General features: G+C 67.5%; 20 protein-coding genes. 8 read left to right on the top strand and 12 right to left on the bottom strand.

The features are described from left to right. The coding region (locus VJ673_RS22990) for a type IV pilus twitching motility protein PilT (protein ID WP_324128511.1) at window positions 1–591 on the bottom strand (591 nt) is incomplete at its 3' end. 100 nt (window positions 592–691) lie between these two features. Between VJ673_RS22990 and VJ673_RS22985 the strand changes: the two genes are divergently transcribed. Genes VJ673_RS22985 through VJ673_RS22970 form a run of 4 tightly spaced genes read left to right on the top strand, consistent with a single transcriptional unit; the run spans window position 692 to window position 3098 of the window. Then, the gene (locus VJ673_RS22985; protein WP_324128510.1) at window positions 692–1393 is read left to right on the top strand and encodes a YggS family pyridoxal phosphate-dependent enzyme; all 702 of its coding nucleotides are present in this window, start codon (window positions 692–694) and stop codon (window positions 1391–1393) included. Between the two features lie 8 nt (window positions 1394–1401). Beyond that, on the top strand, window positions 1402–2214 hold the full coding sequence (proC, locus tag VJ673_RS22980; protein WP_324128513.1) for a pyrroline-5-carboxylate reductase: 813 nt from the start codon (window positions 1402–1404) through the stop codon (window positions 2212–2214). A gap of 6 nt (window positions 2215–2220) precedes the next feature. Next, window positions 2221–2802: a YggT family protein gene (locus VJ673_RS22975; RefSeq protein ID WP_324128509.1), complete on the top strand. Its 582-nt coding sequence runs from the start codon at window positions 2221–2223 to the stop codon at window positions 2800–2802. Further along, window positions 2799–3098 carry a DUF167 domain-containing protein gene (locus VJ673_RS22970; RefSeq protein ID WP_324128508.1) on the top strand — a complete coding sequence of 100 codons (300 nt, stop codon included), beginning with the start codon at window positions 2799–2801 and terminating at the stop codon, window positions 3096–3098. Before VJ673_RS22975 ends, VJ673_RS22970 begins: the two co-directional genes overlap by 4 nt. Window positions 3099–3132: 34 nt before the next feature. Here VJ673_RS22970 and VJ673_RS22965 read toward each other — a convergent pair whose 3' ends face one another. From VJ673_RS22965 to VJ673_RS22945, 5 genes are read right to left on the bottom strand one after another with little or no spacing between them, the layout of a single operon-like run. Next, complete coding sequence (locus tag VJ673_RS22965; protein ID WP_324128507.1) at window positions 3133–4413, bottom strand: dihydroorotase; 1281 nt, start codon at window positions 4411–4413, stop codon at window positions 3133–3135. Continuing rightward, entirely contained in the window at window positions 4413–5387 is a 975-nt protein-coding gene (locus tag VJ673_RS22960) for an aspartate carbamoyltransferase catalytic subunit (protein WP_324128506.1), read from the bottom strand. Before VJ673_RS22960 ends, VJ673_RS22965 begins: the two co-directional genes overlap by 1 nt. Then, entirely contained in the window at window positions 5380–5880 is a 501-nt protein-coding gene (pyrR, locus tag VJ673_RS22955) for a bifunctional pyr operon transcriptional regulator/uracil phosphoribosyltransferase PyrR (RefSeq protein ID WP_324128512.1), read from the bottom strand. Before pyrR ends, VJ673_RS22960 begins: the two co-directional genes overlap by 8 nt. Beyond that, window positions 5867–6340 (bottom strand): Holliday junction resolvase RuvX, encoded by a 474-nt coding sequence (gene ruvX, locus VJ673_RS22950; protein WP_324128505.1) that lies wholly within the window; start codon window positions 6338–6340, stop codon window positions 5867–5869. Before ruvX ends, pyrR begins: the two co-directional genes overlap by 14 nt. Further along, complete coding sequence (locus tag VJ673_RS22945) at window positions 6333–6899, bottom strand: YqgE/AlgH family protein (RefSeq protein ID WP_324128504.1); 567 nt, start codon at window positions 6897–6899, stop codon at window positions 6333–6335. The genes ruvX and VJ673_RS22945 overlap by 8 nt, the downstream gene beginning before the upstream one ends. 99 nt (window positions 6900–6998) lie before the next feature. Between VJ673_RS22945 and VJ673_RS22940 the strand changes: the two genes are divergently transcribed. Then, window positions 6999–8441 (top strand): cryptochrome/photolyase family protein, encoded by a 1443-nt coding sequence (locus VJ673_RS22940; protein ID WP_324128503.1) that lies wholly within the window; start codon window positions 6999–7001, stop codon window positions 8439–8441. 22 nt (window positions 8442–8463) lie between these two features. Here the strand turns inward: VJ673_RS22940 and VJ673_RS22935 are convergent, their stop codons facing one another. From VJ673_RS22935 to VJ673_RS22915, 5 genes are all read right to left on the bottom strand, one after another. Next, a complete protein-coding gene (locus tag VJ673_RS22935) occupies window positions 8464–14745 on the bottom strand; it encodes a hybrid sensor histidine kinase/response regulator (protein WP_324128502.1) in 6282 nt (2093 codons plus the stop codon). 29 nt (window positions 14746–14774) lie between these two features. Further along, on the bottom strand, window positions 14775–16883 hold the full coding sequence (locus VJ673_RS22930; RefSeq protein ID WP_324128501.1) for a methyl-accepting chemotaxis protein: 2109 nt from the start codon (window positions 16881–16883) through the stop codon (window positions 14775–14777). 63 nt (window positions 16884–16946) lie between these two features. Next, complete coding sequence (locus VJ673_RS22925; RefSeq protein ID WP_324128500.1) at window positions 16947–17462, bottom strand: chemotaxis protein CheW; 516 nt, start codon at window positions 17460–17462, stop codon at window positions 16947–16949. Window positions 17463–17468: 6 nt separating this feature from the next. Beyond that, window positions 17469–17834, bottom strand: coding sequence for a response regulator (locus VJ673_RS22920; protein ID WP_324128499.1), 366 nt, complete (start codon window positions 17832–17834; stop codon window positions 17469–17471). 17 nt (window positions 17835–17851) lie between these two features. Beyond that, complete coding sequence (locus VJ673_RS22915; RefSeq protein ID WP_324128498.1) at window positions 17852–18247, bottom strand: response regulator; 396 nt, start codon at window positions 18245–18247, stop codon at window positions 17852–17854. 314 nt (window positions 18248–18561) lie between these two features. Between VJ673_RS22915 and thiD the strand changes: the two genes are divergently transcribed. The 3 genes from thiD to hemL all read left to right on the top strand — a co-directional run bounded on the left by thiD (window position 18562) and on the right by hemL (window position 21460). Then, window positions 18562–19488 carry a bifunctional hydroxymethylpyrimidine kinase/phosphomethylpyrimidine kinase gene (gene thiD, locus VJ673_RS22910; protein ID WP_324128497.1) on the top strand — a complete coding sequence of 309 codons (927 nt, stop codon included), beginning with the start codon at window positions 18562–18564 and terminating at the stop codon, window positions 19486–19488. Next, the gene (gene thiE / locus VJ673_RS22905; RefSeq protein WP_324128496.1) at window positions 19481–20110 is read left to right on the top strand and encodes a thiamine phosphate synthase; all 630 of its coding nucleotides are present in this window, start codon (window positions 19481–19483) and stop codon (window positions 20108–20110) included. The genes thiD and thiE overlap by 8 nt, the downstream gene beginning before the upstream one ends. 69 nt (window positions 20111–20179) lie before the next feature. Further along, window positions 20180–21460 carry a glutamate-1-semialdehyde 2,1-aminomutase gene (gene hemL, locus VJ673_RS22900; RefSeq protein WP_324128495.1) on the top strand — a complete coding sequence of 427 codons (1281 nt, stop codon included), beginning with the start codon at window positions 20180–20182 and terminating at the stop codon, window positions 21458–21460. A gap of 64 nt (window positions 21461–21524) precedes the next feature. Here hemL and VJ673_RS22895 read toward each other — a convergent pair. Continuing rightward, a partial coding sequence (locus VJ673_RS22895; protein ID WP_324128494.1) for a magnesium transporter occupies window positions 21525–22391 on the bottom strand: 867 nt, incomplete at its 5' end.

Genomic DNA, 22391 nt, shown 5'->3' with positions numbered 1-22391 from the left:
CGGGTCCTCACGCAGCGCCGAGCGCAGCGCGTTGTTGAAGCTCAGGGTGTCGCGCCCGACCTCGCGCTGGTTGACGAGACAGTTTTTGCTCTGGTGCACGAACTCGATCGGGTCCTCGACCGTGAGGATGTGTTCGTGGCGCGACTCGTTGATGTAGTTGATCATCGCCGCGAGCGTCGTCGACTTGCCGGAGCCGGTCGGGCCGGTGACGAGCACGATGCCGCGCGGTTGATTGGAGATCTCCTTGAAGATCTTCGGCGCGTTGAGCTCTTCGAGCGTCAGCACCTTGGACGGAATCGTCCGGAATACGGCGGCCGCGCCGCGGTTCTGGTTGAAGGCGTTGACGCGGAAACGGGCGAGGTTCGGGATCGCGAACGAGAAGTCGCACTCCAGGACTTCTTCATACTGCTTGCGCTGGCCGTCATTCATGATGTCGTACACCATGGAATGGACGTCCTTGTGTTCCATCGCAGGCAGGTTGATGCGCCGTACGTCGCCATGTACGCGGATCATCGGCGGAAGGCCGGAGGACAGGTGAAGGTCGGAGGCCTTGTTCTTGACCGCGAAGGCGAGCAGTTCGGTGATATCCATTGGATCGTCGGGATTTCTTGCAGGGTGGCGAGCGGGAGGCGTGCTGACGGGCGATGCTATACTCGCCGGGCCGGATTTCGGAGTGAAGGTCTGCCGTTATATGACATCAATCTCAGCGAACTTGCAAGACGTGCGCACGCGCATTGCTACTGCCGCCGCGGCGGCGGGGCGGTCGCCTGACGAAATTGCGCTGCTTGCGGTGAGCAAGACGTGGCCGGCCGACTCCGTGGCGCAGGCGGCGGAAGCCGGACAGCGGCTGTTCGGCGAGAATTATGTGCAGGAAGGCGTTGCCAAGATCGGGGAGCTGCGCTCGCTTGGACTCGAATGGCATTTCATCGGGCCGCTCCAGAGCAACAAGACGCGGCCGGTGGCGGAGAGCTTCGACTGGGTGCATTCGATCGATCGGCTGAAGCTTGCGCAGCGCCTGTCGGAGCAGCGTGATCCGTCCTTGCCGCCGCTCAACGTCTGCATCCAGGTGAATGTCAGCGGCGAGGCGAGCAAGAGCGGCGTGGCACCGGGCGAGGCCGGCACGCTGGCGCGTGAGGTCGCGGCGCTGCCGCGGATCCGGCTGCGCGGACTGATGTGCATTCCCGAGCCGACCGAGGACGAGCGCCTGCTGCGCTCGCGCTTCGCGACGCTGCGCGGACTGCGTGACGAGTTGAATTCCGAAGGGCTCGCACTCGACACCTTGTCGATGGGCATGTCGCACGACCTCGAGGCGGCGATCGCCGAGGGGGCGACGATGGTGCGAGTCGGGACCGCGATATTTGGCGCACGTGAGCTGCGCAAGGGAGAAGCATGACGAATCGGATCAGGATCAGCTTTCTGGGCGGCGGCAATATGGCCACCGCGCTGATCGGGGGGATGCTGGAGCGCGGTTTTGCTGGCGCAGACATCCAGGTTGTGGACCTGCAGGCGGAAAGCCGTGAGCGGCTCGCGAGTCGCTTCAGCGTGCGCGCGGTCGGCGAGATCGACGATGCGCTGCTCGCCTGCGACGTGCTCGTGCTGGCGGTAAAGCCGCAGCAGATGAAGGCGGCGCTGGCGCCGATCGCCGGACGGCTCGCGCAGCAGGTCGTGGTGAGTATCGCCGCCGGGCTGCGCATCGCCGACATGGGCCGCTGGCTCGGCGGCTACTCGCGAATCGTGCGGGCGATGCCGAACACGCCGGCGCTGATCGGCGCGGGGGTGACGGGACTCTACGCCGATCCGTCCGTGGATGCGGCCGGGCGGGCAGCGGCCGAGCGGGTGCTTGCGGCGGTTGGCAGCACGGCATGGATCGGGGATGAAGCGCAGATGGACGCGGTGACGGCAGTGTCGGGCAGCGGTCCGGCCTATGTCTTCCATTTCATCGAGGCGCTCGAGGCGGCCGGCGTTTCGCTCGGCTTCGACGGTGCGACGGCGCGGCGACTCGCGATCGACACGGTGCTCGGCGCGGCGAAGCTCGCGGCCGGTTCGGAGGAGTCGCCGGCAGTGCTGCGTGAGCGGGTGACGTCGAAGGGCGGGACGACCGAGGCGGCGCTGAAGAGCATGGCCGAGTCGGGCTTCTTCGACACGATCGTCCGTGCGGTCGCGGCCGCCGAAGTGCGCGGCCGCGAACTCGGCGATCAACTCGGCCAGGGTTGATCGACGATGTTCGGCAACATTCTGCTGGTGGTGCTCGACGCCGTGTTCGGCTTCATCACGATGATGCTGCTGGCGCGTTTCTTCATGCAGTGGCTGCGGGTGTCCTTCCGCAACCAGATCGGCCAGTTCGTGGTCGCGACCACCGACTGGGTCGTCCGGCCGCTGCGACGCGTGATTCCCGGCCTGATGGGCTTGGACATGGCGAGCCTGTTGCCGGCCTGGCTGTTCCAGACGCTGTTCGTCTTCATCGAGCTGGCGCTGAGAGGTGTATCGCTGTCCGCCGGCATCGGTAGCTTGCTCGTCGGCCTGTGGGGACTCGGCCTGCTGGAGCTGCTGCGGATGGCGCTGTACCTGATCTTCGGCGTCGTGATGATGTCGGCGATCCTGTCCTGGGTGAATCCGCATGCGCCCGCGGCGTCGGTCTTCCATAACCTTGCCGCACCTTTCCTGAAGCCCTTCCGCCGCATCCTGCCGCCGATCGCGAACGTCGACCTGTCGCCGCTCGTGCTGCTACTCATCTTGCAGATCGTGCTGATGGTGCTCGGGGGGCTGCGCGCGAATTTCGCGTCGCTGCTGATCGGCGGATGAGTGCCGGCTGGCTGCGCGAGGCGGCGGACGGCAGCGTCGTGCTGACGCTGCATATCCAGCCGGGCGCGAAGAAGACCGAGGTCGTCGGTCTGCACGGTGAGGCGCTGAAAGTGCGGCTCGCTGCGCCGCCGGTCGACGGCAAGGCGAACGCCGCGCTGTGCGCGTTTCTGGCGGAATTCTGCGGGGTGTCGCGCTCGATGGTGACGCTCGTCAGCGGCGAGACGTCGCGCGCGAAGCGGGTGCGGGTCGAGGCCCCGCGCGCGGAGGCCGTTGCCCGGCTGCGCGCCCTCGGATAGACATCCTCAGGCCGCAGCGCAGGCTGCGGAAGCGTCAGTTGAGCTCGTGCATGATCTGGCCTTCGACCAGCGTGTAGTGCACCCGGCCCGGCAACTCCAGCCCCAGGAAGGGCGTGTTCTTGCCCTGGCTGCGCAGTTGGTCGCGGCTGATCGTCGTGTGCTCAGTCGGGTCGAAGAGGCACAGGTCGGCGCGCGCGCCGGGACTCAGGTGACCCGCTTTGGTGATGCCGACGACGCGTGCGGCGTCGGTGGTCACGCGTGCGAGCGCCTTCGTCAGCGGCAGCCCGCTTTCCTGCGCCCATTTCAGCGTCAGCGGCAGCAGCAGTTCGAGGCCGGTTGCGCCGGGTTCGGATTCGCTGAACGGAGTCAGTTTGCCGTCGTCGTCGACCGGCGTGTGATCCGAACACAGCGCGTTGATGCGGCCGTCGGCGAGGCCTTGGCGCAGCGCGTCGCGGTCGCGGAGGCTGCGCAGCGGCGGCACGAGGTGGCAGTTGCTGTTGAAGTAGCCGATGTCCATGTCGGACAGGTGCAGGTTGTTGATCGAGACGTCGCAGGTGATGTCGACGCCGCCCGCACGGGCCTGTTCGATCAGTTCGAGGCCGGCCGCGCTGGACAGGCGCGTGATATGCAGGTTCGCACCGGTCCTGCGCGCGAGCTGGATGTAGGTGTAGAGCGCGATCGTTTCGGTCTCGGCCGGCACGCCGGGCAGGCCGAGGCGCGAAGCGACTTCGCCGTCGTGGGCGACGCCGATCGAGCTCAGGAAGGGGGTGAGCGGCTGCAGCCAGACGCGGAAGCCGAAGGTCGCCGCGTATTGCATCGCACGCATCAGCACCGCGTTGTCGACGATCGGTTCGTTGGCCTGGCTGAAGGCGACGCAGCCGGCTTCGACGAGCTCGGCCATCTCAGACAGGCGCTGGCCCTTGAGGCCCAGCGTCAGCGCGCCGACGGGGTAGACGTGGGCGCGGTTGAGCTTCTTCGCCCGGTAGCACAGCATCTCGACGAGGCCCGGTTCGTCGAGCACGGGGTCGGTGTCGGGCGGGATCGCGAGGCTGGTGACGCCACCGGCCATCGCGGCGTCCATTTCGGATTCGAGGGTGGCGCGGTATTCGAAGCCAGGTTCGCGCAGGCGTGCGGCGACGTCGATCAAGCCGGGGGCGACGACGAGCTTGCTCGCATCGATCGTGCGCTCGGCGGTGAAACCGTCGGGGGCCTGGCCGAGCGCCAGGATCTTGCCGTCGGCAAGGTACATGTCGCGGACTTCGTCGGTGCCGTTGGCGGGATCGACGACGCGGCCGTTGGTGATGCGGATCTTCATTACTTGTAGCTCCCTTGCTGGCCGGCCAGCATGCTCATGACCGCCATGCGCACGGCGATCCCGAAGGTGACCTGCGGCAGGATCACGGCCTGGGCGCCGTCGGCCACGGCCGAATCGATCTCGACGCCGCGGTTCATCGGACCGGGGTGCATGACAATTGCGTCGGGCTTCGCGAGCGCCAGCTTCTCTGCGGTGAGGCCCCAGATCTTGTAGTACTCCTGCGGCGTCGGTAGCAGGGCGCCGTTCATGCGCTCGTTCTGCAGGCGCAGCATCATGACGACGTCGACGTCCTTGAGACCTTCGCGCATGTCATGGCAGACGCGCACGCCGAGGCGCTCAACCTCGGTCGGCAGCAGGGTCTTCGGGCCGATGACGCGCACTTCGGGCACGCCGAGCGTGGTGAGTGCCGAAATCTGCGAACGCGCGACGCGGGAGTGCAGCACGTCGCCGACGATGGCCACGGTCAGGTTCGTGAAGTCGCGCTTGTAGTGCCGGATCGTGTACATGTCCAGCAGGCCCTGCGTCGGGTGCGCATGGCGGCCGTCGCCCGCGTTGACGACGTGGATGTGGTCGCGGCCGGTCGCAAGGAGATGCTGCGCGATCAGGAAGGGCGCGCCGCTCGCCGCGTGGCGCACGACGAACATGTCGGCCTGCATCGCGCACAGGTTGTCGACGGTATCGAGGAGGCTCTCGCCCTTGGCGGTGGAGCTCGTCGAGACGTTGAGGTTGACGACGTCGGCGGAGAGGCGCTTGGCGGCGATCTCGAAAGTCGTCCGAGTGCGCGTGGAATTCTCGAAGAACAGGTTGAAGATGCTCTTGCCGCGCAGCAGCGGCAGCTTCTTCACTTCGCGTTCGGCGACTTCGGTGAAGGGCGCGGCGGTGTCGAGGATCGCGCTGATGACGTCGCGGGGCAGACCGTCGATCGTCAGCAGGTGCTGCAGTTCGCCATGCTTGTTGAGTTGGGGGTTATGCATCGATCAGCCTCAGGGTGAGCGCGCCGGCAGCGTCGGCTTCGAGTTCGAGCCGCTGGTTCGCCGGCAGGGGGGCGGGCAGGGTGAGGGCGCAGTACTTCGGCGCGATCGGCAGCTCGCGGCCGCCGCGGTCGATCAGCACCGCGAGCTCGACGCGGCCCGGGCGGCCGAAGTCGAACAGTTCGTTGATGGCGGCGCGCGTCGTGCGGCCGGTGTACAGCACGTCGTCGACGATGATGACGTGGGCGCCTTCGACGTCGAAGGGGATCTCAGTGCGCTTGGGCTGCGGATGCAGACCGCGCGAGCCGAAGTCGTCGCGGTAGAAGGAGACGTCGATCGAGCCGGGCGACTGCTTCAGCCCCAGCGCCGCGACGAGCCGCTGGGCGAGCCACACGCCGCCCGTGTGGATGCCGACGAGGGCGGTGTCGGGGCCGACCTGCGGCCGCATCTGCTCGATGAGCGCCTGGCAGAGTGCCTCGGCATCAAGGTTGTGCATCATTTCGGGTGGCGTCCAGGAAGTGTTGCAGGATGATCTGTGCTGCGACGGCGTCGAGTATGGGCTTGCGGTCCTGCCAGCGCTTGCGCCCGGCGCCGCTGAGCGAGCGTTCGGCTTCCGCCGAGCTGAGGCGTTCGTCGCATTCCATGACGGGCAGGCCATAGCGCCCGTGCAGCTGGTTCGCGAAGCGGCGGCAGCGGGCCGTCATCTCGTGCGGTGTGCCGTCGAGGTGGCTGGGAATGCCGACCACCAGGGCGACAGGGCGCCATTCGGCGAGGAGTTTTTCGATGGCGGCGAAGCGCGGGGCGCTGGCTTCGCCGTTGATCGTGACGAGCGCGCTGGCGCGGCCGGTTTCGAGTTCGCCGACGGCGACACCGACGCGGGCGAGTCCGAAGTCGAAGCCGAGCAGGGTGCCGCGGGTGGGTAGTGCGGCGGATATGGCGGCGGCAGCCTCAGGCATGCCCCGCCGACTCGCTGAGGTTCGCGAAATCGATGCCGAGTTTTTGCATGGCGGCGGCGAGCCGTTCTTCGGGCGGCAGGCCGAACACGATCGAGAGATCGGCCGGCACGGTGAGCCAGGCGTTCTCGGCGAGTTCCTGTTCGAGCTGCCCGGCGGCCCAGCCGGAGTAGCCGAGGGTGACGAGGACTTCGGCGGGTTCGCCGCGGCTGCCGATGGCCTGCAGGATGTCGCGCGAACTCGTCAGGCCGGCTTCGTCCATCACGTTGAGCGTGGAGTGCCATTCGCCGGCCGGGCGGTGCAGCACGAAGCCGCGGTCGGTCTGGACCGGGCCGCCGAAATAGACCGGTTGTTCGGAGAAGCCGTCGACTTCGATCGTGAGGTCGACGCGTTCGAAGAGCGCTCCGAGCGTCATGTCGATCGGCCGGTTGACGATGATCCCCAGCGCGCCTTGGTCGTTGTGCTCGGCAACGTAGGTGAGCGTGCGCGTGAAATTGGGATCGGTCATGCTCGGCATGGCGATCAGGAAATGATGCGTGAAGTTCGACGTGATTGCGCTCATGGCTGCATTTTAGCCTCTCGCGTGCCACGATGAGCAGTAACGTGTGCGTTAGGCGCGCGACGGGTTGGCCTTGTGTTGGATTGGAGTCCGAGTTTGACGATGGATGCCGCGGCGTTGGTTTGGTTCCGGAGAGATTTACGCTGTTTCGATCATGCGGCCCTGCATCACGCGCTGCGACGCTTCGCGCGGGTGCATTGCGTGTTCGTGTTCGATCGCGAAATCCTCGATGCTTTGCCCCAGCGCGCGGATCGCCGCGTCGAATTCATCTGGCGCAGCATCCGGGAGCTTGACGCTGAACTCGATCGCCTGTCGCGGCAAGCCGGCGGAGCCGGCGCGGGGCTGATCGTGCGGCACGCACGGGCCGACGAGGCCGTGCCGCAGCTCGCGAGCGAACTGGGTGTGGCGGCGGTATTCGCGAATCGGGACTACGAGCCGGCGGCGGTCGCGCGTGATCGTCGGGTGGCGCAGCGGCTCGCCGAGGCCGGCATCGCGTTCGAGGATTTCCGGGACCAGGTGATTTTCGAACGCGACGAGATCCTGACGCAGGCGGGAGCGCCGTACAGCGTCTTCACGCCCTACAAGAATGCCTGGCTTGGGCATTTCGATGGGGGGCAGATGGAAGCATTTCCGATCGCCGACATGGCGGCGGGGCTCGCGCAGAAGGCGGCTGGCGAGCGCATTCCCGAACTGGCCGAGCTCGGCTTCGAACCGACCAATCTCGGGGAGTTGCGCCTGCCGACCGGGATGTCGGGCGGGCGGGCGCTGCTCGGGGATTTTGCTGGCCGCATCGCGGGCTACGCCGAGGCGCGCGATTATCCTGCGCGCAAGGGCGTGTCCTACCTCTCGACCCACTTGCGCTTCGGCACGGTATCGGTCCGCGAGCTTGCGAGCCTGGCGTGGACGGCAGGGTCGGCGGGGGCGCAAACCTGGCTGTCGGAGCTCATCTGGCGCGAGTTCTATCAGATGATCCTGTGGCACCACCCGCGGGTCGTCGATGCCTGTTTCCGGCCTGAGTACGACCGCATCGCGTGGGACGACGCGCCGGAACTCTTTGCGGCGTGGTGCGAGGGGCGCACCGGCTATCCCCTGGTCGACGCCGCGATGCGGCAGCTCAACACCACGGGCTACATGCACAACCGGCTGCGGATGGTGACGGCGTCTTTCCTGACGAAGGATCTCGGGGTCGATTGGCGGCGCGGCGAGCGCTATTTCGCGGCGCAGCTGAACGACTACGACCTCGCGGCGAACAACGGCGGATGGCAATGGGCGGCGTCTACAGGCTGCGACGCGCAGCCGTATTTCCGCATCTTCAACCCTGTGACCCAATCCGAGCGTTTCGACCCGGACGGCGCTTTCATCCGCCGCTACGTGCCCGAGCTGGCGCGGGTGGCGCCGCGCTACCTCCATGCGCCGTGGAAGATGCCGGCGGCCGAGCAAGCGGCGTGCGGCGTGCGCATCGGTCGAGATTACCCAGCGCCGATCGTCGATCACGCACGGGCTCGCGAGCGCACGCTGCAGCGCTTCGCCGTCGTACGGGACTGAGCCGTACGACGGCGGGGGCGCGTCAGTCGCGCGGGGCGGCGCGCCGTTCGGTGTAGCTGCGCAGCAGGCCGAGGAGTTCAGTTTCCTCGTAGGGCTTGCCGAGGTACTCGTTGGCGCCGATCTTCTCCGCGAGCTGGCGATGTTTGTCCGCGAGTCGCGAGGTGATCATGATCACCGGCACGGCGCTCAGGCGGTCGTCCGCGCGGATGTTGCGCAGCAGGTCGAAGCCGTCCATGCGCGGCATCTCGATGTCCGACAGGATCACGTCGGGCACCGTTTCGAGCAGGTGCTCCAGCGCATCGACGCCGTCCTTCGCGGTGACCACGCGATAGCCTTCGCGTTCGAGCAGGCGGCCGGTGATCTTGCGCACCGTCAGCGAGTCGTCGACGACCATGATCGTCGGCTGATGCTGGACGGGGGCGGGCGCGGCGGGTTCGAGCGGTTCGAGCGTTTCGAGCTCGCCCGCCGAAGCCTCCTGCGTTGGGGCGCGTTCCGCGAGCCCGCGGCTGGCGAGCGCGACCGGGTTGAGGATCAGCACGATCTCGCCATCGCCGAGCACCGTGGCGCCCGAAATGCCGACCACGCGCGCGAGTTGTGGGCCCGCGTTCTTGACGACGATTTCCTGGTTGCCGCGCAACGTGTCGACATGCAGCGCGAGCGTCTGGGCGCCGGCGCGCAGCAGCAGCACCCAGTTGAAGCGCTGCTCGACGGGCTGGCTGACATGGTCGCCGAGCAGCCGAGGCAGGTAGCGGTAGTTGAAGGATTCCCCCTGCCACTCGGTGCCACCGGCTTCGCGCAGGCTTTCCAGCGCGTCGGCTTTCAGCTCCATGACCTGCGCGATCATGCTCGACGGGATCGCGTAGGTGCGTCCGCCCGCGACGACCAGCAGGGCCTGCGTCACGGCGAGCGTGAGCGGCAGGTAGATGCGGAACTCTGTGCCCTTGCCGCGTGCGGCGCGGATGTCGATACGGCCGCCGACCGCGGCCGTTTCGGACTTCACGACGTCCATGCCGACGCCGCGGCCCGACACCGTCGAGACGTTGCCGGCGGTCGAGAAGCCGGGCAGGAAGATCAGGTTGGTCAGACGGCGCTCGTCGGCGACTTCGTCGGGGCCGAGCAGGCCGCTCGTGCGGGCACGTTCAGCGATCTTGTCGTAGTCGAGGCCGTTGCCGTCGTCGGAGAGGCTGATCGCGATTTCATTGCCTTCCTGGCTGACGGCGAGCGTGATCTGGCCGATGTCGCGCTTGCCTGCCGCCTGGCGCTGCTCGGGCGATTCGATGCCGTGCGCGACGGCGTTGCGCAGCAGGTGTTCGAGCGGCGCGGTGATGTGCTCCAGCACGCTGCGGTCGATTTCGATGCGGCCGCCGCGCAGATCGAGGTTCGCGCGCTTGCCGAGGTCCTTCGCGGTCTGGCGCGTAACACGGTACAGGCGGTCGGCGAGGCTGTCGAAGGGCACCATGCGCACCTGCATCAGCGCCTGCTGCAGGTCGCGCGACAGGCGCGCCTGGCCGTTGAGCGCGATGTCGGCCGCGTCGAGGTTGCGCAAGAGGCTCTGCTGAACGGTTGTGACGTCGCCCACGCTCTCGGCCATCATCCGCGTCAGCTCCTGCAGGCGCGTGTAGCGGTCCATTTCGAGCGGGTCGAAATCGCTCTCGGCCGAGCCGGTGTGTGCAATGCGGGACTGCATCTGCATGTCGGCCTGGATCTCGACCTCGCGTAGCTGGTTGCGCAGGCGGATGACGTTTTCGGTGAGGTCCAGCAGCGAGCGGCGCAGCGTACGCAGTTCGCCTGCGATCCGGGTCCGGGCGATACCGATTTCGCCGGCCTCGTTGACGAAGCGGTCGACGGTGTCGGCGCGCACGCGCAGCGTTGCCAGCGCACCGCCCGCTTCGGCTTCGGCGGGCTCCACTTCCACGGCGGTTGCCGTCGTTGCGGCAGCGGCTTCGCCGGCCGTCGGGGCTGTCCCGCCGCCTCCGAGCCTCGCGATCATCTGTTCGGCCTGGTCGAGGCCGGTGACGAGTTCGTCGATCAGCGCTTGCGGTTCGCTGCCGGCCGTGAGTGCCGCTTCGAGGCGCGATTCGAGCTGGTGGACGTGCTCGCCCAGAGTCATTGCGCCCGCCATCCGCGCGCTGCCCTTGAGCGTATGCAGCAGGCGAGCGCTCGCCTTCGCGTGGTCGCCCGGTGCGCCGCTACTCCAGTTGCGCAGGGTTGCGTGCAGTTCGGCGACGAGCTCGTTGCCTTCTTCGAGGAAGATCGGCAGCAGCTGTTCGTCAAGGTCGTCGCGTACCGCCGGTTTCACGACGGGCGCTTCGGGAGGCGCTTCGGGGAGTGCTTCCGCCGCCACTACGGCGCTCGGCGCCAAGGTCAGCGCTGCAGCCGGGATGGCAGGTTCGGGTTCGAGCGGGACGCTGCGGCCGATAGCGTCGAGCTGTTCGACCAGCTCGGGCATGTCGAGCGGCATCAGGCGGGCCGCGACCTGCGCGAGCATCGCCTCGAGCGTCTCGTTGGAGGTCTTGAGCACGGCGGCCTGTTCGGGCGTCGGTGCGTGGGCCGTGTCGCGCAGGCGTTCCAGCGCGTGCTCGAGCGCACGGGCGAGCATCTGCACGCTCATGATGCGCGTGGTGCCGGAGATGCCGGCGAGCGTGTGCGCCGCTCGCAGCGGCGGCTCGCCCGGTACGAGGGTCGGGTTGGCCTCGATTCTCGCGAGTTCGCTGTGCAGGACCGACAGATGGTGGCGGGCCTCACCGAGATAGAGGTCGAACAGCGGGCGGCTGATTTCGTTGTCGCCGACGCGGACGACGTCGCGTTCCACCGTGAAGGGTGCAGGTTCTTCGATTGCGGCGGCTTCAACTTCCTCGGCTTCCGGCACTGCCACAGTCTCGCCGAGTTCCTCGACGAGCGGCTCTTCGAGCAACTCCTCTTCGGTCAGTGCTTCCTCGAGGAGCACTTCTTCCGTCACCGGCACTTCCGGCAGGAGATCGATTGCCGCGATCTCTTCCACCAAAGGCTCTTCGATCAGCGCTTCCTCGGTCAGAGTGTCCTCAACCAGGGCTTCTTCCGCCGGGACTTCGGTCGCGGCGATTTCTTCAGGCAGCGGCTCTTCGATCAGTGCCTCTTCGGGTACGTCGAATGTGAGGTCGATGAGCGGTTCGGCGGTTTCGGGCTCAAGCAGCGCTTCCGCGCTGGGCGTCTCGACCAGGTCGATCGGGGCCTCGAGCGAAATTTCTTCCGGTTCGAGCTCCAGTTCCGGCTCGTCCAGCGCTTCGATGGTTGCAGTGCGATACAGCGAGGCGGCGGGGGGCGGGCCGCTGAGATCGGTCTCTTCGAGCCACTCGGGCGCCTCGCCGAGCGGCTCTTGCGCCGCTTCGGCCGCGAGCGCAGGCGGCTCGGAAATGGGCGCGGGTGCCTCGGGGGCAAGCGGTGCCAGATCTTCAAGGGAAAAGGCTTCCTCCAGAATGATTTCTTCCGTCGAAGGCGCTTCTTCTGCGAGTTCTTCGGCCACGGCTTCCCCGAGCTCGATTTCCTCGAGCGGGGTATCGTTCAGCCAGTTTTCGTCGAGCGGAGTCTCCTCCAGGCCGGGCTCCTCGAGCGGGATCTCGTCCAGCGGGAGAGCCTCGAGCGAGGTTTCCTCCAAGGTGGGTTCTTCGAGCACCGGCTCGTCGAGGGCAGCGGCTTCGAGGTCGATCTCCTCGGGGAGCGCCTCTTCGACTGCGCCTTCTTCGAGCGGCGGAAGCGCTTCGAGGACGGGGGCGGTGAAGGGGAGGATTTCGCCGCCTTCGCCGAGCTCCAGTGCGGCGAATTCCAGTGGCTCTGCTTCTGCTGCCGGCGGGGCCTCCGCTTCGGCGACCGCTTCGATAGTCTCTGGCGCCGCCACTGCGGCGGAGGTCATCGGCGCAGGTTCGACGACGGCGGTTTCGCTGCTCCGTAGCCGTTCGGCTTCGGCCGTGAGGGCCGAGACGTCGGGCGCGTGGGGTTCGCCGGCTTCGAGGGCGTGCACCCAGTCGCCGAAGACGTGATGGGCGGCATCGACGAGATGATGCAGCGCCGGCGTCGGCGGCCACTCGAGCTGCAGCCAGCGGTTGAGCGTCTGCTCCATGCCCCAGGCGGATTCGCCGAGATCGCGCAGGCCCACCATGCGGCCGCTGCCCTTCAGGGTGTGGAAGCCGCGGCGGATGGAGCGCAGGTGTTCGATCGAGTCGGGGGCGGTGCGCAGGAGGGCGAGTTCTTCGCCAACGGTGGCGAGGACCTCGTGAGCTTCTTCGATGAAGATCGCAAGCAGTTCAGCGTCAACGTCCGCGGCGCCGGTGTCCGCCACCTTGGCGGGCTCAGACGCGGGCGTGGCTTCGGGCGCCGGGGTGGGGGTCGGAGCTGGAGCCATCCGCGGCTCTTCCAGCGGGGCCGCTTCGAGCGCGGGGAGTTCGAATGCGAGCGGCGCGACGATCTCGGCTTCGGGCCGGGGAGCGGCCTGGGGCTGGGGTTCGGCTTCGGGCTCGGGCGGAACCTGGATGGGGGCGGCGGCTTCCAGCGCCCTGGCGGGTTCGGGGGCGACAGGCGCGGGCGGTGCGCTCGGTGCGGCGGGCCGCGCGGCTTCGATCGTGATTGCGGGCGCTTCTTCGGCCGTGGCCGCCGCTTGCGGTGCCAGCGGGGCGAGGAAGCGCTGCAGGGTCGCCGGGCCGCGTTGCAGCGCTTCGACGTAGAAGCCGAGCGCAGACAACCGCTGGGCGAGGCGTTCGAACTGCCCCGGTTGCGGTGCGCCGTCGGTAGCGGCGAAGCGGGCGATCGTCGCGGCCGCGTCATGGACCAAGGCGATCGCTTCGGCGTCGCCAACGAGCGTCAGGGCGCCTTCGATTTGCTTCAGCGGCTTGGCGAGGCCGGCGAGCGGGGCGCGCTTCGCCTGGTTGCGGAAGTAATCGTCGAGGATCTGCTCGACCTGGGCGAGGCTCGACAGGATCTCGCGCGAGACCTGGCTGAGGGCTTCGCGTTCCTGCTGGCGGCGCGCGGTCTCGACAGTGGCCGAGTATTCGGCTGCCGCGACCTGTTCGCCACGCATCAGCGCGTCGAGGCGGTTGGCGGTGTCGGCGGCCTGGGTCGAGAATCCGGCATCGGGCGCGCCGCGCTGCAGCGCGCTGTCTGCGAGCAGCAGGGCCGTGGCGACTTCGAGCGCGATCTGGTCGTTGATACGCAGCGGATCCTTGCGCACCCAGCCGACGAAGTCGCCGAGGGCTGCGAGGAGGCGGTCGAGGGCCGGGCGGCCAAGTTGTTTGGCTTCGGCGATGAGTTCGGCGAGGCGGGTTTCGAAATGAGGCAGGGCCGCCGCATGGCCTTCCGAGAACTCGTCCCAGGCTTCCTTGCTCGCGACCATCGTGCCCTGCAGGGTCTTCAGCAGGGTCGCGAGCGGCGTCGCACTGACGGAGGCGCCTGCCTCGGGAATCAGCGCGTCGAGATGCCAGGTCGTGCGTGCGGCCTGTTGCTGGGCGCTACGGGCAGGTGCCTGGGCGGCCCAGTACAGCAGTTCGCGGATCAGCCGTTCGGGGACGGCACCCGGCGCATCGGTGAGGCGTTTTAGTTGTGCGTCGAGCTGCGAACAGAGTCGCTTGACCTCGGGCTGAGCGGGCAGATCGCCGTTCGCGAGCGCTTCGAGGAAGCCTTCGGCGGCGTACCAGAAGTTGATGATCGGCGTGTCGGTGTGCAGTGCTTCGATGCCCTGCACGGCGCCGAGCATCGTCGTCGGGCCGGCGGCGTCGCCAGCGGCGCGCAGCCACTGCAGCAGTCCGCGCTGGAACTGGGCACGCAGGGTGCGTAACTGGTTCTGGCGCGCCTCATCGGGGAGCTCGCTGGCCGCGATCTGCCGTCTAGGGGGGCGCTGCGTCAGGTCGGGGAAAAAGAGCTCGGCGGGCGACACCGGGTCGGTGCTGCGGATCGCGTGGATTTCGCGATACAGCGGCAGCAGCCGCAGCGGTTGATCGGGCGTGCCGTGGACGAGCTCCTCGAGGTAGTTGCCCATCGTCGCCAGCGCGCGCCGGGCGAGCTTCAGCGTCGCGTCGTCGGCCGGGCGTTCGCCGCGCGCAACCGCTGCGAGCGACAGGTCGAGCGAGGTCGCGAACTGGGCGAGTCCGTCGAGCCCGACGATCGAGATGGCGCCGCGCACCTGGTGCAGGTGGGTTTGCGCAAACTGGATGCGAGCCGCCGCGTCGGGCGCGCCGGACGCCAGTTCGAGCGATTCGTCCGCACGGGCGAGTGCCAGGTCGATTTCGTTCTTGACCCACGTGAGCGGGCCCAGATCCAGTTCGTTGGGGTGCGTCATGGCCGGTTCCCGAAGCTGCTACTGTGCCGTCAGACCTTGAAGCCCGAGACCGAGCCTTTCAGCTCGACCGCGAGGTCGGCGAGCTGGCCGACCGACACCGCAGTCTGGCGCGTGCCGTTCGCGGTCTGCTCGGTAATCGCGAGGATTTCCTTCATGCCTTCGGCCACGCGTGTTGCGGTCGCGGCCTGATGCTGAGTGTCGCTCGAAATCTGTTCGATGAGCCGGGCGGTTTCGGTTGACACGTCGCCAATCTCGGACAGCGCCTGGCCGGCGGCGTCGGACAGCTGCGCGCCTTCGACCACGTCCCGGGTCGCGTTTTCCATCGACGCGACGGCGTCCTTGGTGTCGGTCTGAATCGTCTTCACGATCGCCGCGATCTGTTTGGTCGCCTCGGCGGAGCGTTCCGCGAGGCGCTGCACTTCTTCCGCGACGACGGTGAAGCCGCGTCCGGCTTCGCCGGCGGAGGCCGCCTGGATCGCGGCGTTCAGCGCGAGCACGTTGGTCTGTTCGGTAATGTCCGAGATCAGTTCGACGATTTCACCGATCTCCTGCGAGGATTCGCCGAGGCGCTTGATCCGCTTCGAGGTTTCCTGGATCTGCTCGCGGATGCCGTTCATGCCCTTGATGGTGTTTTCCACCGCGCTGGCGCCCTTGCGCGCCGAATCGAGCGAGCGGCGGGCGACCTGTGCGGAGCGCAGCGCGCGCTCGGACGATTCCGTCATCGAGCGGGCCATCTGTTCGACGGTGGTTCCGGCGTCCTCGATCGCATGCGACTGGCGTTCGGTGGCGCTGAGGAGCTCGGTGGAGATCTTCTGCGCGGCTTCGGTCGCGAGCGTCACGCGCGTCGCGGCGTCGTTGATGCGTCGCACGAGCACGGAGAGCTCTTCAATCGTGTAGTTCACCGAGTCGGCGATCGCGCCGGTGATGTCTTCCGACACCGTCGTGCGCACCGTCAAGTCGCCGTCGGCGAGGTCGCCCATCTCGTTCATCAGCCGCAGGATCGCCTGCTGCGCCTGGTTGCGTTCGCTTTCGGCGCTGCGCTGCTGCTGTTCGGCTTCCTGCTGACGCGAGGCGAGTTCGCGGTTGTTGAGCTTCGCCATCGAGGACAGCACGATCAGGCCGAGCACCGCTGCGATGGCGATCGCGATGGTCGCGCCGCTGAGGCCGCTATAGGCGTTGTTGAGCGCGGCCGAGAGCTTGCGCGCGTTGTCGGTGAGCTTTTCGGAGTCGTTGAAAATGTCGCGGCCCGCGGCCTTGGCCTGGACCAGTGCCTGGATGTTGTCGAGGATGCGGGTGACGGCGTCGAGCGTTTCCGCCGTGCCGGTTTCGAACGCCAGCAGGCGCCGACGTGCCTCCGGGTCCGCAGTGCCGACTCGCAGGTCCGAAGTCTGGGCTGAGAGTGCCTTCGCATCCTTGCCGAGCGCGAAGGCGATCTGCGGGTCGATGACGTTGGCCGCCAGCAGCGCATTGGCATTCTTGGCGATGCGCTGGGTCAGCATGACCGCGTTCTCCGCCTGCGGTTTCAGTTGCGCGAGTTGTTCCCCCTGTTCGAACAGCGCCTGGTCGTCCCTGTTGATCAAGGCGACCGATTCATTCAGCGCGAGCAGGTTCTTTTCCTGTGCGATCAGCTGGCTGGCCTTCTCGGCCGTGGGGCGCCAGGTCGTCGCGAGCGCCTCGATCTGGTCCTGCGCGGCGCGGGGGGCGGGGCGCACGTCCTTGTCGTCGATCGTGCCGCCGTTGGTCAGCGCGTCGAGCAGTTCGTTGAAGCGGCGCGTGCCGTTGCGCAATTCGGCGAAGGCTGCGGCGTTGCCCTGCAGCGACAGCTGCGTCGCTTTGGCGATGCGCTGCGTCAGCGTTTCCATCTCTCCGGCGGCGGCGATGACCGAGGTGGCGTTGGCCGATTCGCGGAACTGGTAGAAAAGCAGGATCAGGCCCGCGATCGTGATCAGCGCGAAGGCGAAGGCCAGCGCCCCGAGCTTTTCGGCCGCGGTGCGCGGTTTGCCCACCTCCGCCTTGCCGGCCCGCGGATCGGCGACGCGCCGCACCGGCATGTCTTCCATGATGGTCGTGGCGATCGGGGAATCTTCCGGGTCAGCCTTCTTCTTGCTGAAGTTCAGCGTCGGAAGCTTGAGGGCCATGGTGTGTGCTCCGCGAGATCGGATGAGTGGTTATCGTTGGAATGCTTGGGCAGGGCCACGGGCTTATTCGAGCCCCGCCTGCAGGAAGCCGCGGTGCGAAAGCAGTCGCGGGACGTCGAGCTTGAGCCAGACATGGTCGCGTGCGTCGCGCAGGCGCGCCTGCACCCACGGGCGTTCGTCCGCGCCGCCGCTGGTGTCCGGCTGGAAATCGTCGGGGCTGCGCAGGCCGAGTGCGCTCGATACCAGCAGCGCACAGTTGACGCCGTGGCGCACGCCGACGAGGAGCAGGCGAGCGCCACCGCCGGCCGGCGTCAGGCCGCCGTGCTGGAAGGCTGCGAAATCGACGACGCTGAAGAGTGTGCCGCGCACGTTGGCGAGGCCGCGATACCAGTCGTAGGTCAGCGGCACCGGCGCGAGCGGCGGTGGCGGCAGGATCTCGCCGCTGTCGGTGAGGTTGATGAGCCAGTTCTCGCGCCCCGCGCGGACGCCCAGCAGGGCCCGCCGGTCGCCGCTTTGCGCTTCGGCGAAGCGGCGCACCAGGTCTTCCTGGAATTCGCGCAGGCTGAGTCGCTTGGCCATCGATGCTCAGCCCAGGGCCTGGATACGGGCCAGCAGTTCGGTCGGATCGACGGGCTTGACGAGATAGTCGTACGCGCCCTGGCGCATGCCCCAGATGCGGTCCGTTTCCAGTCCCTTGCTGGTGCACATGATGATCGGGATGTTGCGCGTCGCCTCGTCGCGCGAGATCGTGCGGGTGGCCTGGTAGCCGTTCATGCCCGGCATCACGACGTCCATCAGGATCAGGTCGGGCATCTCACTCTTGCTGCGCGCGATCGCGCTTTCACCGCTGTCGGCGGTGACGACCTGGTAGCCCTTCGCGCTGAGCAGCTCAGTCATCGCCAGGCGTTCGGTCGGCGAATCGTCAACGACAAGTATCTTCTTGATCGGCATGGCGTGTGCGGCTCCGGTCAGTGTTCTTGTCCGGAACTGCGTCCGGCATGGGTGGCGACCGCCTTGAGCAGGCTGTCCTTGGTGAAGGGCTTGGTGAGGTATTCGTCGGACCCGACCATACGGCCGCGGGCGCGGTCGAAGAGACCGTCCTTCGACGACAGCATGATCACCGGGGTTGCCGCGAGTTGCGGGTTCTTCTTGATCAGCGCGCAGGTCTGATAGCCGTCGAGTCGCGGCATCATGATGTCGACGAAGATCACGTCGGGATGATGGTCGGCGATCTTGGCGAGCGCGTCGAAACCGTCTTCGGCCAGCAGTACCTGGCATCCCGACTGCGTCAGGAAAATTTCGGCGCTGCGACGAATCGTGTTGCTGTCGTCGATCACCATCACCTTGAGTCCGGTCAGATCCATGTCTTCAATCCTCGGCGTCGGGGTGGGGCCGAATATGGTGTTTGCATTGTCCGGCGGGTTTTCGTACCCTTTCCGTGGCTTCGCCAACGCGCCCGCGGGAACTCATCGGGATGCTCGGATGTCATCTTCCGGACTTTTTCCCGTCATTCCAGCCGGTCCTGCGCTCGCCCGAGGAAGATCCAACGCCGCGGGAGGGGCGAGTTGGCCATCGGTAAGCATGCTCTGGGCGAATTGGCTGTAAAATCCGCCGCATCTTACCGCATTTTTCCTGCCGTGCCAGATCAGGCGGCGCTGTGCTTTCGGCAGATTCCATCATGTCCATCGATTTACACGATCTTCCCCCTCCCGTGCTGTCTTTCGCGGCCAGCGATGCCACCGGCGGCGACGGCCTTCAGTCGGATGTCCTGACGCTGGCGAGCATGGGTTGCCACCCCTTGTCGGTGCTCGCCGCAGTGATCGTGCGCGACACGCGCGGCGTCGAGGAAGTGCTCGCGCTCGACGCAGAGGCGGTGGCGGCGCAGGCTCGGGCGCTGCTCGAAGACATCCCGGTGCGCGCGTTCAAGCTGGGCATGGTGGGCAGCGTCGAGAACGTGGCGGCGATCGCCGAGATCCTGTCCGATTACCCTGACTTGCCGCTCGTCGTTGCGCCGTCGTTGGGCTTCGTCGACGGTGACGAGTCGAGCGGCGAGGATCTGCTTGCCGGCATCGCGGAACTGGTGCTGCCGCAGACGACGGTGCTCGTTGCGAGCCGCGACGAAGTGCTGCAGCTCGCGGCGGTGGCGCCGGATCCGGAGCGGTTCGCGACGGACGAAGGCGAGGACGACGCGGAACTCTTCGCCGACGAGGGCGGGGGCGAAGTCGTCGACGCCGACCTGTCGGTGGAGGACGCGATCAACCATCTGCTCGCGTTGGGCGTGCGCTACATCCTGCTCACCGGCACGAGCGAGCCGGGACCGCAGGTCGTGAATGTGCTCGTCAATAGCGACGGGCCGGTGCGCACCGATGCCTGGGACCGGTTGCCGGAGCGTTTCCTCGGCGCGGGTTCGACGCTGGCGGCGGCGCTGGCAGCGGCACTCGCCCACGGCATGGAAGTGCCCGAGGCGGTGCGCGAGGCGCAGGAATTCACATGGCAGGCCTTGTCGGCCGCCTACCGCCCGGGAATGGGGCTCGCGCTGCCGGATCGCCTGTTCTGGGCGCGGCCGGAAGATGAAGCGGCAACGGAAGCGAAAGGCGATGACTGAACGCAAGCTGCGTGGGCTGTACGTCGTCACCCCTGATCTCGCCGATACGGCGACGCTCGTCGGGCTCGTGCGGCGCGCGCTGGAAGGCCGGCCGGCGCTACTGCAGTACCGCAGCAAGCATCCCGACGCGGCGCTGCGGCGCGAGCAGGCGGCGGCACTCGTTCAGCCGTGCCGCGACGCAGGGGTGCCGCTGGTCATCAACGACGACTTGCAACTCGCGCTGGCGATCGGTGCGGATGGTGCGCATCTCGGGCGCGAGGACGGCGATATCGCGGCGGCGCGTGCGGCATTGGGGCCGAAGCGCATTCTCGGCGTGACCTGCTACAACGAATGGGCGCGGGCCGAGGCGGGCCTCGCAGCCGGCGCGGATTACGTGGCTTTCGGTGCCGTGTTTTCGTCGCCGACCAAGCCTGCGGCGGTGCATGCGCCGCTCGCCTTGCTGACCCGCGCGCACCTCGAACTTCGCTGCCCGGTCGCGGCGATCGGCGGGATCACGCTGGAGAACGCATCGGCCGTCGTTGCAGCCGGCGCGGATCTGCTCGCGGTGATCTCCGATGTCTTCGACGCGTCCAATCCTGGCGCGCGAGCGGCGGCCTATGCCGCCTTGTTTGAATCGGTCTGAGATCTCGGCTGGCGGCCGCAGACCTCGGGTTCCTTTTACTGCAATTCTCAATCGACGAGTTTCGACGACATGAACAGCAAGAACGAAGCCCTCTTCCAGCGCGCCCAGAACACGATTCCCGGCGGCGTGAATTCGCCGGTGCGCGCCTTCCGTTCGGTGGGCGGGGCGCCGCGCTTCATCGAGCGCGCCAAGGGCGCGCGCGTGTGGGACGCGGACGGCAAGGAATACATCGACTACGTTGGCTCCTGGGGCCCGGCGATCGCCGGTCACGCCCATCCGGCGATCGTCGAGGCGGTACGCGAGGCGGCGCTGCGCGGCCTGTCCTTCGGTGCGCCGACGGAAGCCGAAGTGGACATGGCCGAGCTCATCTGCGAGCTGATGCCGTCGATGGACATGGTGCGTCTCGTGAGTTCGGGCACCGAGGCGACGATGAGCGCGATCCGCCTCGCGCGCGGCTTCACCGGCCGCGATGCGATCGTCAAGTTCGAAGGCTGCTACCACGGCCACGCCGACAGCCTGCTGGTGAAGGCCGGCTCGGGCCTGCTGACTTTCGGCAATCCGTCCTCGGGCGGTGTGCCGGCGGACTTCGCGAAGCACACGATCGTGCTCGACTACAACAACCTGCAGCAGGTCGAGGAGGCCTTCAAGGCGCGCGGCAACGAGATCGCCGCGGTCATCGTCGAGGCGGTCGCGGGCAACATGAACCTGATCCAGCCGGTGCCGGGATTCCTCGAAGGGCTGCGCAGCCTGTGCACGCAGTACGGCGTCGTGCTGATCTTCGACGAGGTGATGACCGGCTTCCGCGTCGGCCCGCAGGGCGTGCAAGGTCTCTTCAACATCACGCCGGATCTGACGACGCTCGGCAAGGTGATCGGCGGCGGCATGCCGGTCGGCGCCTTCGGCGGCCGTCGCGACATCATGCAGCAGATCGCGCCGCTCGGTCCCGTGTACCAGGCGGGTACGCTCTCCGGCAGCCCGGTCGCGGTGGCGGCGGGCATCGCGTCGCTGAAGCTGATCCGCGAGGCGGGTTTCTACGACACGCTCGCGGCGCGCACGAAGCAGCTCGCGGACGGGCTCAATGAAGCCGCGCGCGCAACCGGCGTGACCTTCTGCGCGGACTCGATCGGCGGCATGTTCGGCCTGTATTTCAGCGCCGCGGTGCCGCGTTCGTTCAATGAGGTGATGGGTTCGGACCGCGAGGCGTTCAACCGCTTCTTCCATGCGATGCTGGACGAGGGCCACTTCTTCGCGCCCTCGGCCTTCGAAGCGGGCTTCCTGTCGGTGGCGCACACCGAGGCGGACGTCGCGGCGACGGTCGACGCGGCACGCAAGGTGTTCGCGAAGCTCTGATTCGCTTCCGGGCAACAAAGAAAAGGGGCGCCGCGGCGCCCCTTTTTGTCGACCGTGTCTGCGCTCAGAGCAGGAACAGCGTCGCGAGTCCGAGGAAGATGAAGAAGCCGCCGGAGTCGGTCAGGCCGGTGATCATCACCGAGCTGCCGAGCGCCGGGTCCTTGCCGAGGCGGAAGCGCATCATCGGGATCAGCACGCCGGCCGAAGCCGCGAGCAGCAGGTTGAGCGTCATCGCGGCGGTCATCACAAGGCCCAGCGACACGCTGTGATAGAGCCACCACGACAGCACGCCGATGATGCCGCCCCAGAACAGGCCGTTGATCAGCGAGACCTTGAGTTCCTTGCGCATCAGGCGCTTCATCGCGCTCGGCTCGACCTGGCCCATGGCGATCGCGCGCACGATCATCGTGATCGTCTGGTTGCCCGAGTTGCCGCCGATCCCGGCGACGATCGGCATCAGCGCGGCGAGCGCGACGAGCTTTTCGATCGAGCCCTCGAACACGCCGATCACGCGCGAGGCGATGAACGCGGTGACGAGATTGACCGCGAGCCACGTCCACCGGTTGCGGAACGACGCCCACACCGAGGCGAAGACGTCCTCCTCCTCCCGCAAGCCCGCCTGCGCGAGCAGGTCCTCCTCGCCGCGCTGGCGGACGAAGTCGAGGACCTCGTCGACCGTGACGCGCCCTACGAGCTTGTCGTTGGTGTCGACTACAGGTGCCGAGACCAGGTCGTAGCGCTCGAACGCGCTCGCCGCGGCGTCGGCCTTCTCGTGCTGCAGGAGCTTGACCGCCGGAGGCTGCATCACCGCCTCGACCTTCGTGTCCGGATCGGTCACGAGCAGCTTGTTGATCGGCAGCACGCCGAGGAGCTTCTCCTCGCGGTCGACGACGAAGAGCTGGTCGGTCTGCCCCGGCAGCTCGTCCCGTCG

This window comes from Aromatoleum sp. (genome assembly GCF_035254505.1).
Lineage (GTDB): Bacteria > Pseudomonadota > Gammaproteobacteria > Burkholderiales > Rhodocyclaceae > Aromatoleum.
The sequence above is the reverse complement of the archived record's forward strand: the minus strand, read 5'-3'. Positions and strand labels throughout refer to the sequence as shown.

What these genes read in the sequence shown, in the direction of transcription:
- VJ673_RS22985 (WP_324128510.1), top strand. Translation starts at nt 692, where the DNA reads ATGACATCAATCTCAGCGAACTTGCAAGACGTGCGCACGCGCATTGCT.
- VJ673_RS22975 (WP_324128509.1), top strand. Translation starts at nt 2,221, where the DNA reads ATGTTCGGCAACATTCTGCTGGTGGTGCTCGACGCCGTGTTCGGCTTC.
- VJ673_RS22970 (WP_324128508.1), top strand. Translation starts at nt 2,799, where the DNA reads ATGAGTGCCGGCTGGCTGCGCGAGGCGGCGGACGGCAGCGTCGTGCTG.
- VJ673_RS22965 (WP_324128507.1), bottom strand. Translation starts at nt 4,413, where the DNA reads ATGAAGATCCGCATCACCAACGGCCGCGTCGTCGATCCCGCCAACGGC.
- VJ673_RS22960 (WP_324128506.1), bottom strand. Translation starts at nt 5,387, where the DNA reads ATGCATAACCCCCAACTCAACAAGCATGGCGAACTGCAGCACCTGCTG.
- pyrR (WP_324128512.1), bottom strand. Translation starts at nt 5,880, where the DNA reads ATGCACAACCTTGATGCCGAGGCACTCTGCCAGGCGCTCATCGAGCAG.
- ruvX (WP_324128505.1), bottom strand. Translation starts at nt 6,340, where the DNA reads ATGCCTGAGGCTGCCGCCGCCATATCCGCCGCACTACCCACCCGCGGC.
- VJ673_RS22945 (WP_324128504.1), bottom strand. Translation starts at nt 6,899, where the DNA reads ATGAGCGCAATCACGTCGAACTTCACGCATCATTTCCTGATCGCCATG.
- VJ673_RS22940 (WP_324128503.1), top strand. Translation starts at nt 6,999, where the DNA reads ATGGATGCCGCGGCGTTGGTTTGGTTCCGGAGAGATTTACGCTGTTTC.
- VJ673_RS22935 (WP_324128502.1), bottom strand. Translation starts at nt 14,745, where the DNA reads ATGACGCACCCCAACGAACTGGATCTGGGCCCGCTCACGTGGGTCAAG.
- VJ673_RS22930 (WP_324128501.1), bottom strand. Translation starts at nt 16,883, where the DNA reads ATGGCCCTCAAGCTTCCGACGCTGAACTTCAGCAAGAAGAAGGCTGAC.
- VJ673_RS22925 (WP_324128500.1), bottom strand. Translation starts at nt 17,462, where the DNA reads ATGGCCAAGCGACTCAGCCTGCGCGAATTCCAGGAAGACCTGGTGCGC.
- VJ673_RS22920 (WP_324128499.1), bottom strand. Translation starts at nt 17,834, where the DNA reads ATGCCGATCAAGAAGATACTTGTCGTTGACGATTCGCCGACCGAACGC.
- VJ673_RS22915 (WP_324128498.1), bottom strand. Translation starts at nt 18,247, where the DNA reads ATGGATCTGACCGGACTCAAGGTGATGGTGATCGACGACAGCAACACG.
- thiD (WP_324128497.1), top strand. Translation starts at nt 18,562, where the DNA reads ATGTCCATCGATTTACACGATCTTCCCCCTCCCGTGCTGTCTTTCGCG.
- thiE (WP_324128496.1), top strand. Translation starts at nt 19,481, where the DNA reads ATGACTGAACGCAAGCTGCGTGGGCTGTACGTCGTCACCCCTGATCTC.
- hemL (WP_324128495.1), top strand. Translation starts at nt 20,180, where the DNA reads ATGAACAGCAAGAACGAAGCCCTCTTCCAGCGCGCCCAGAACACGATT.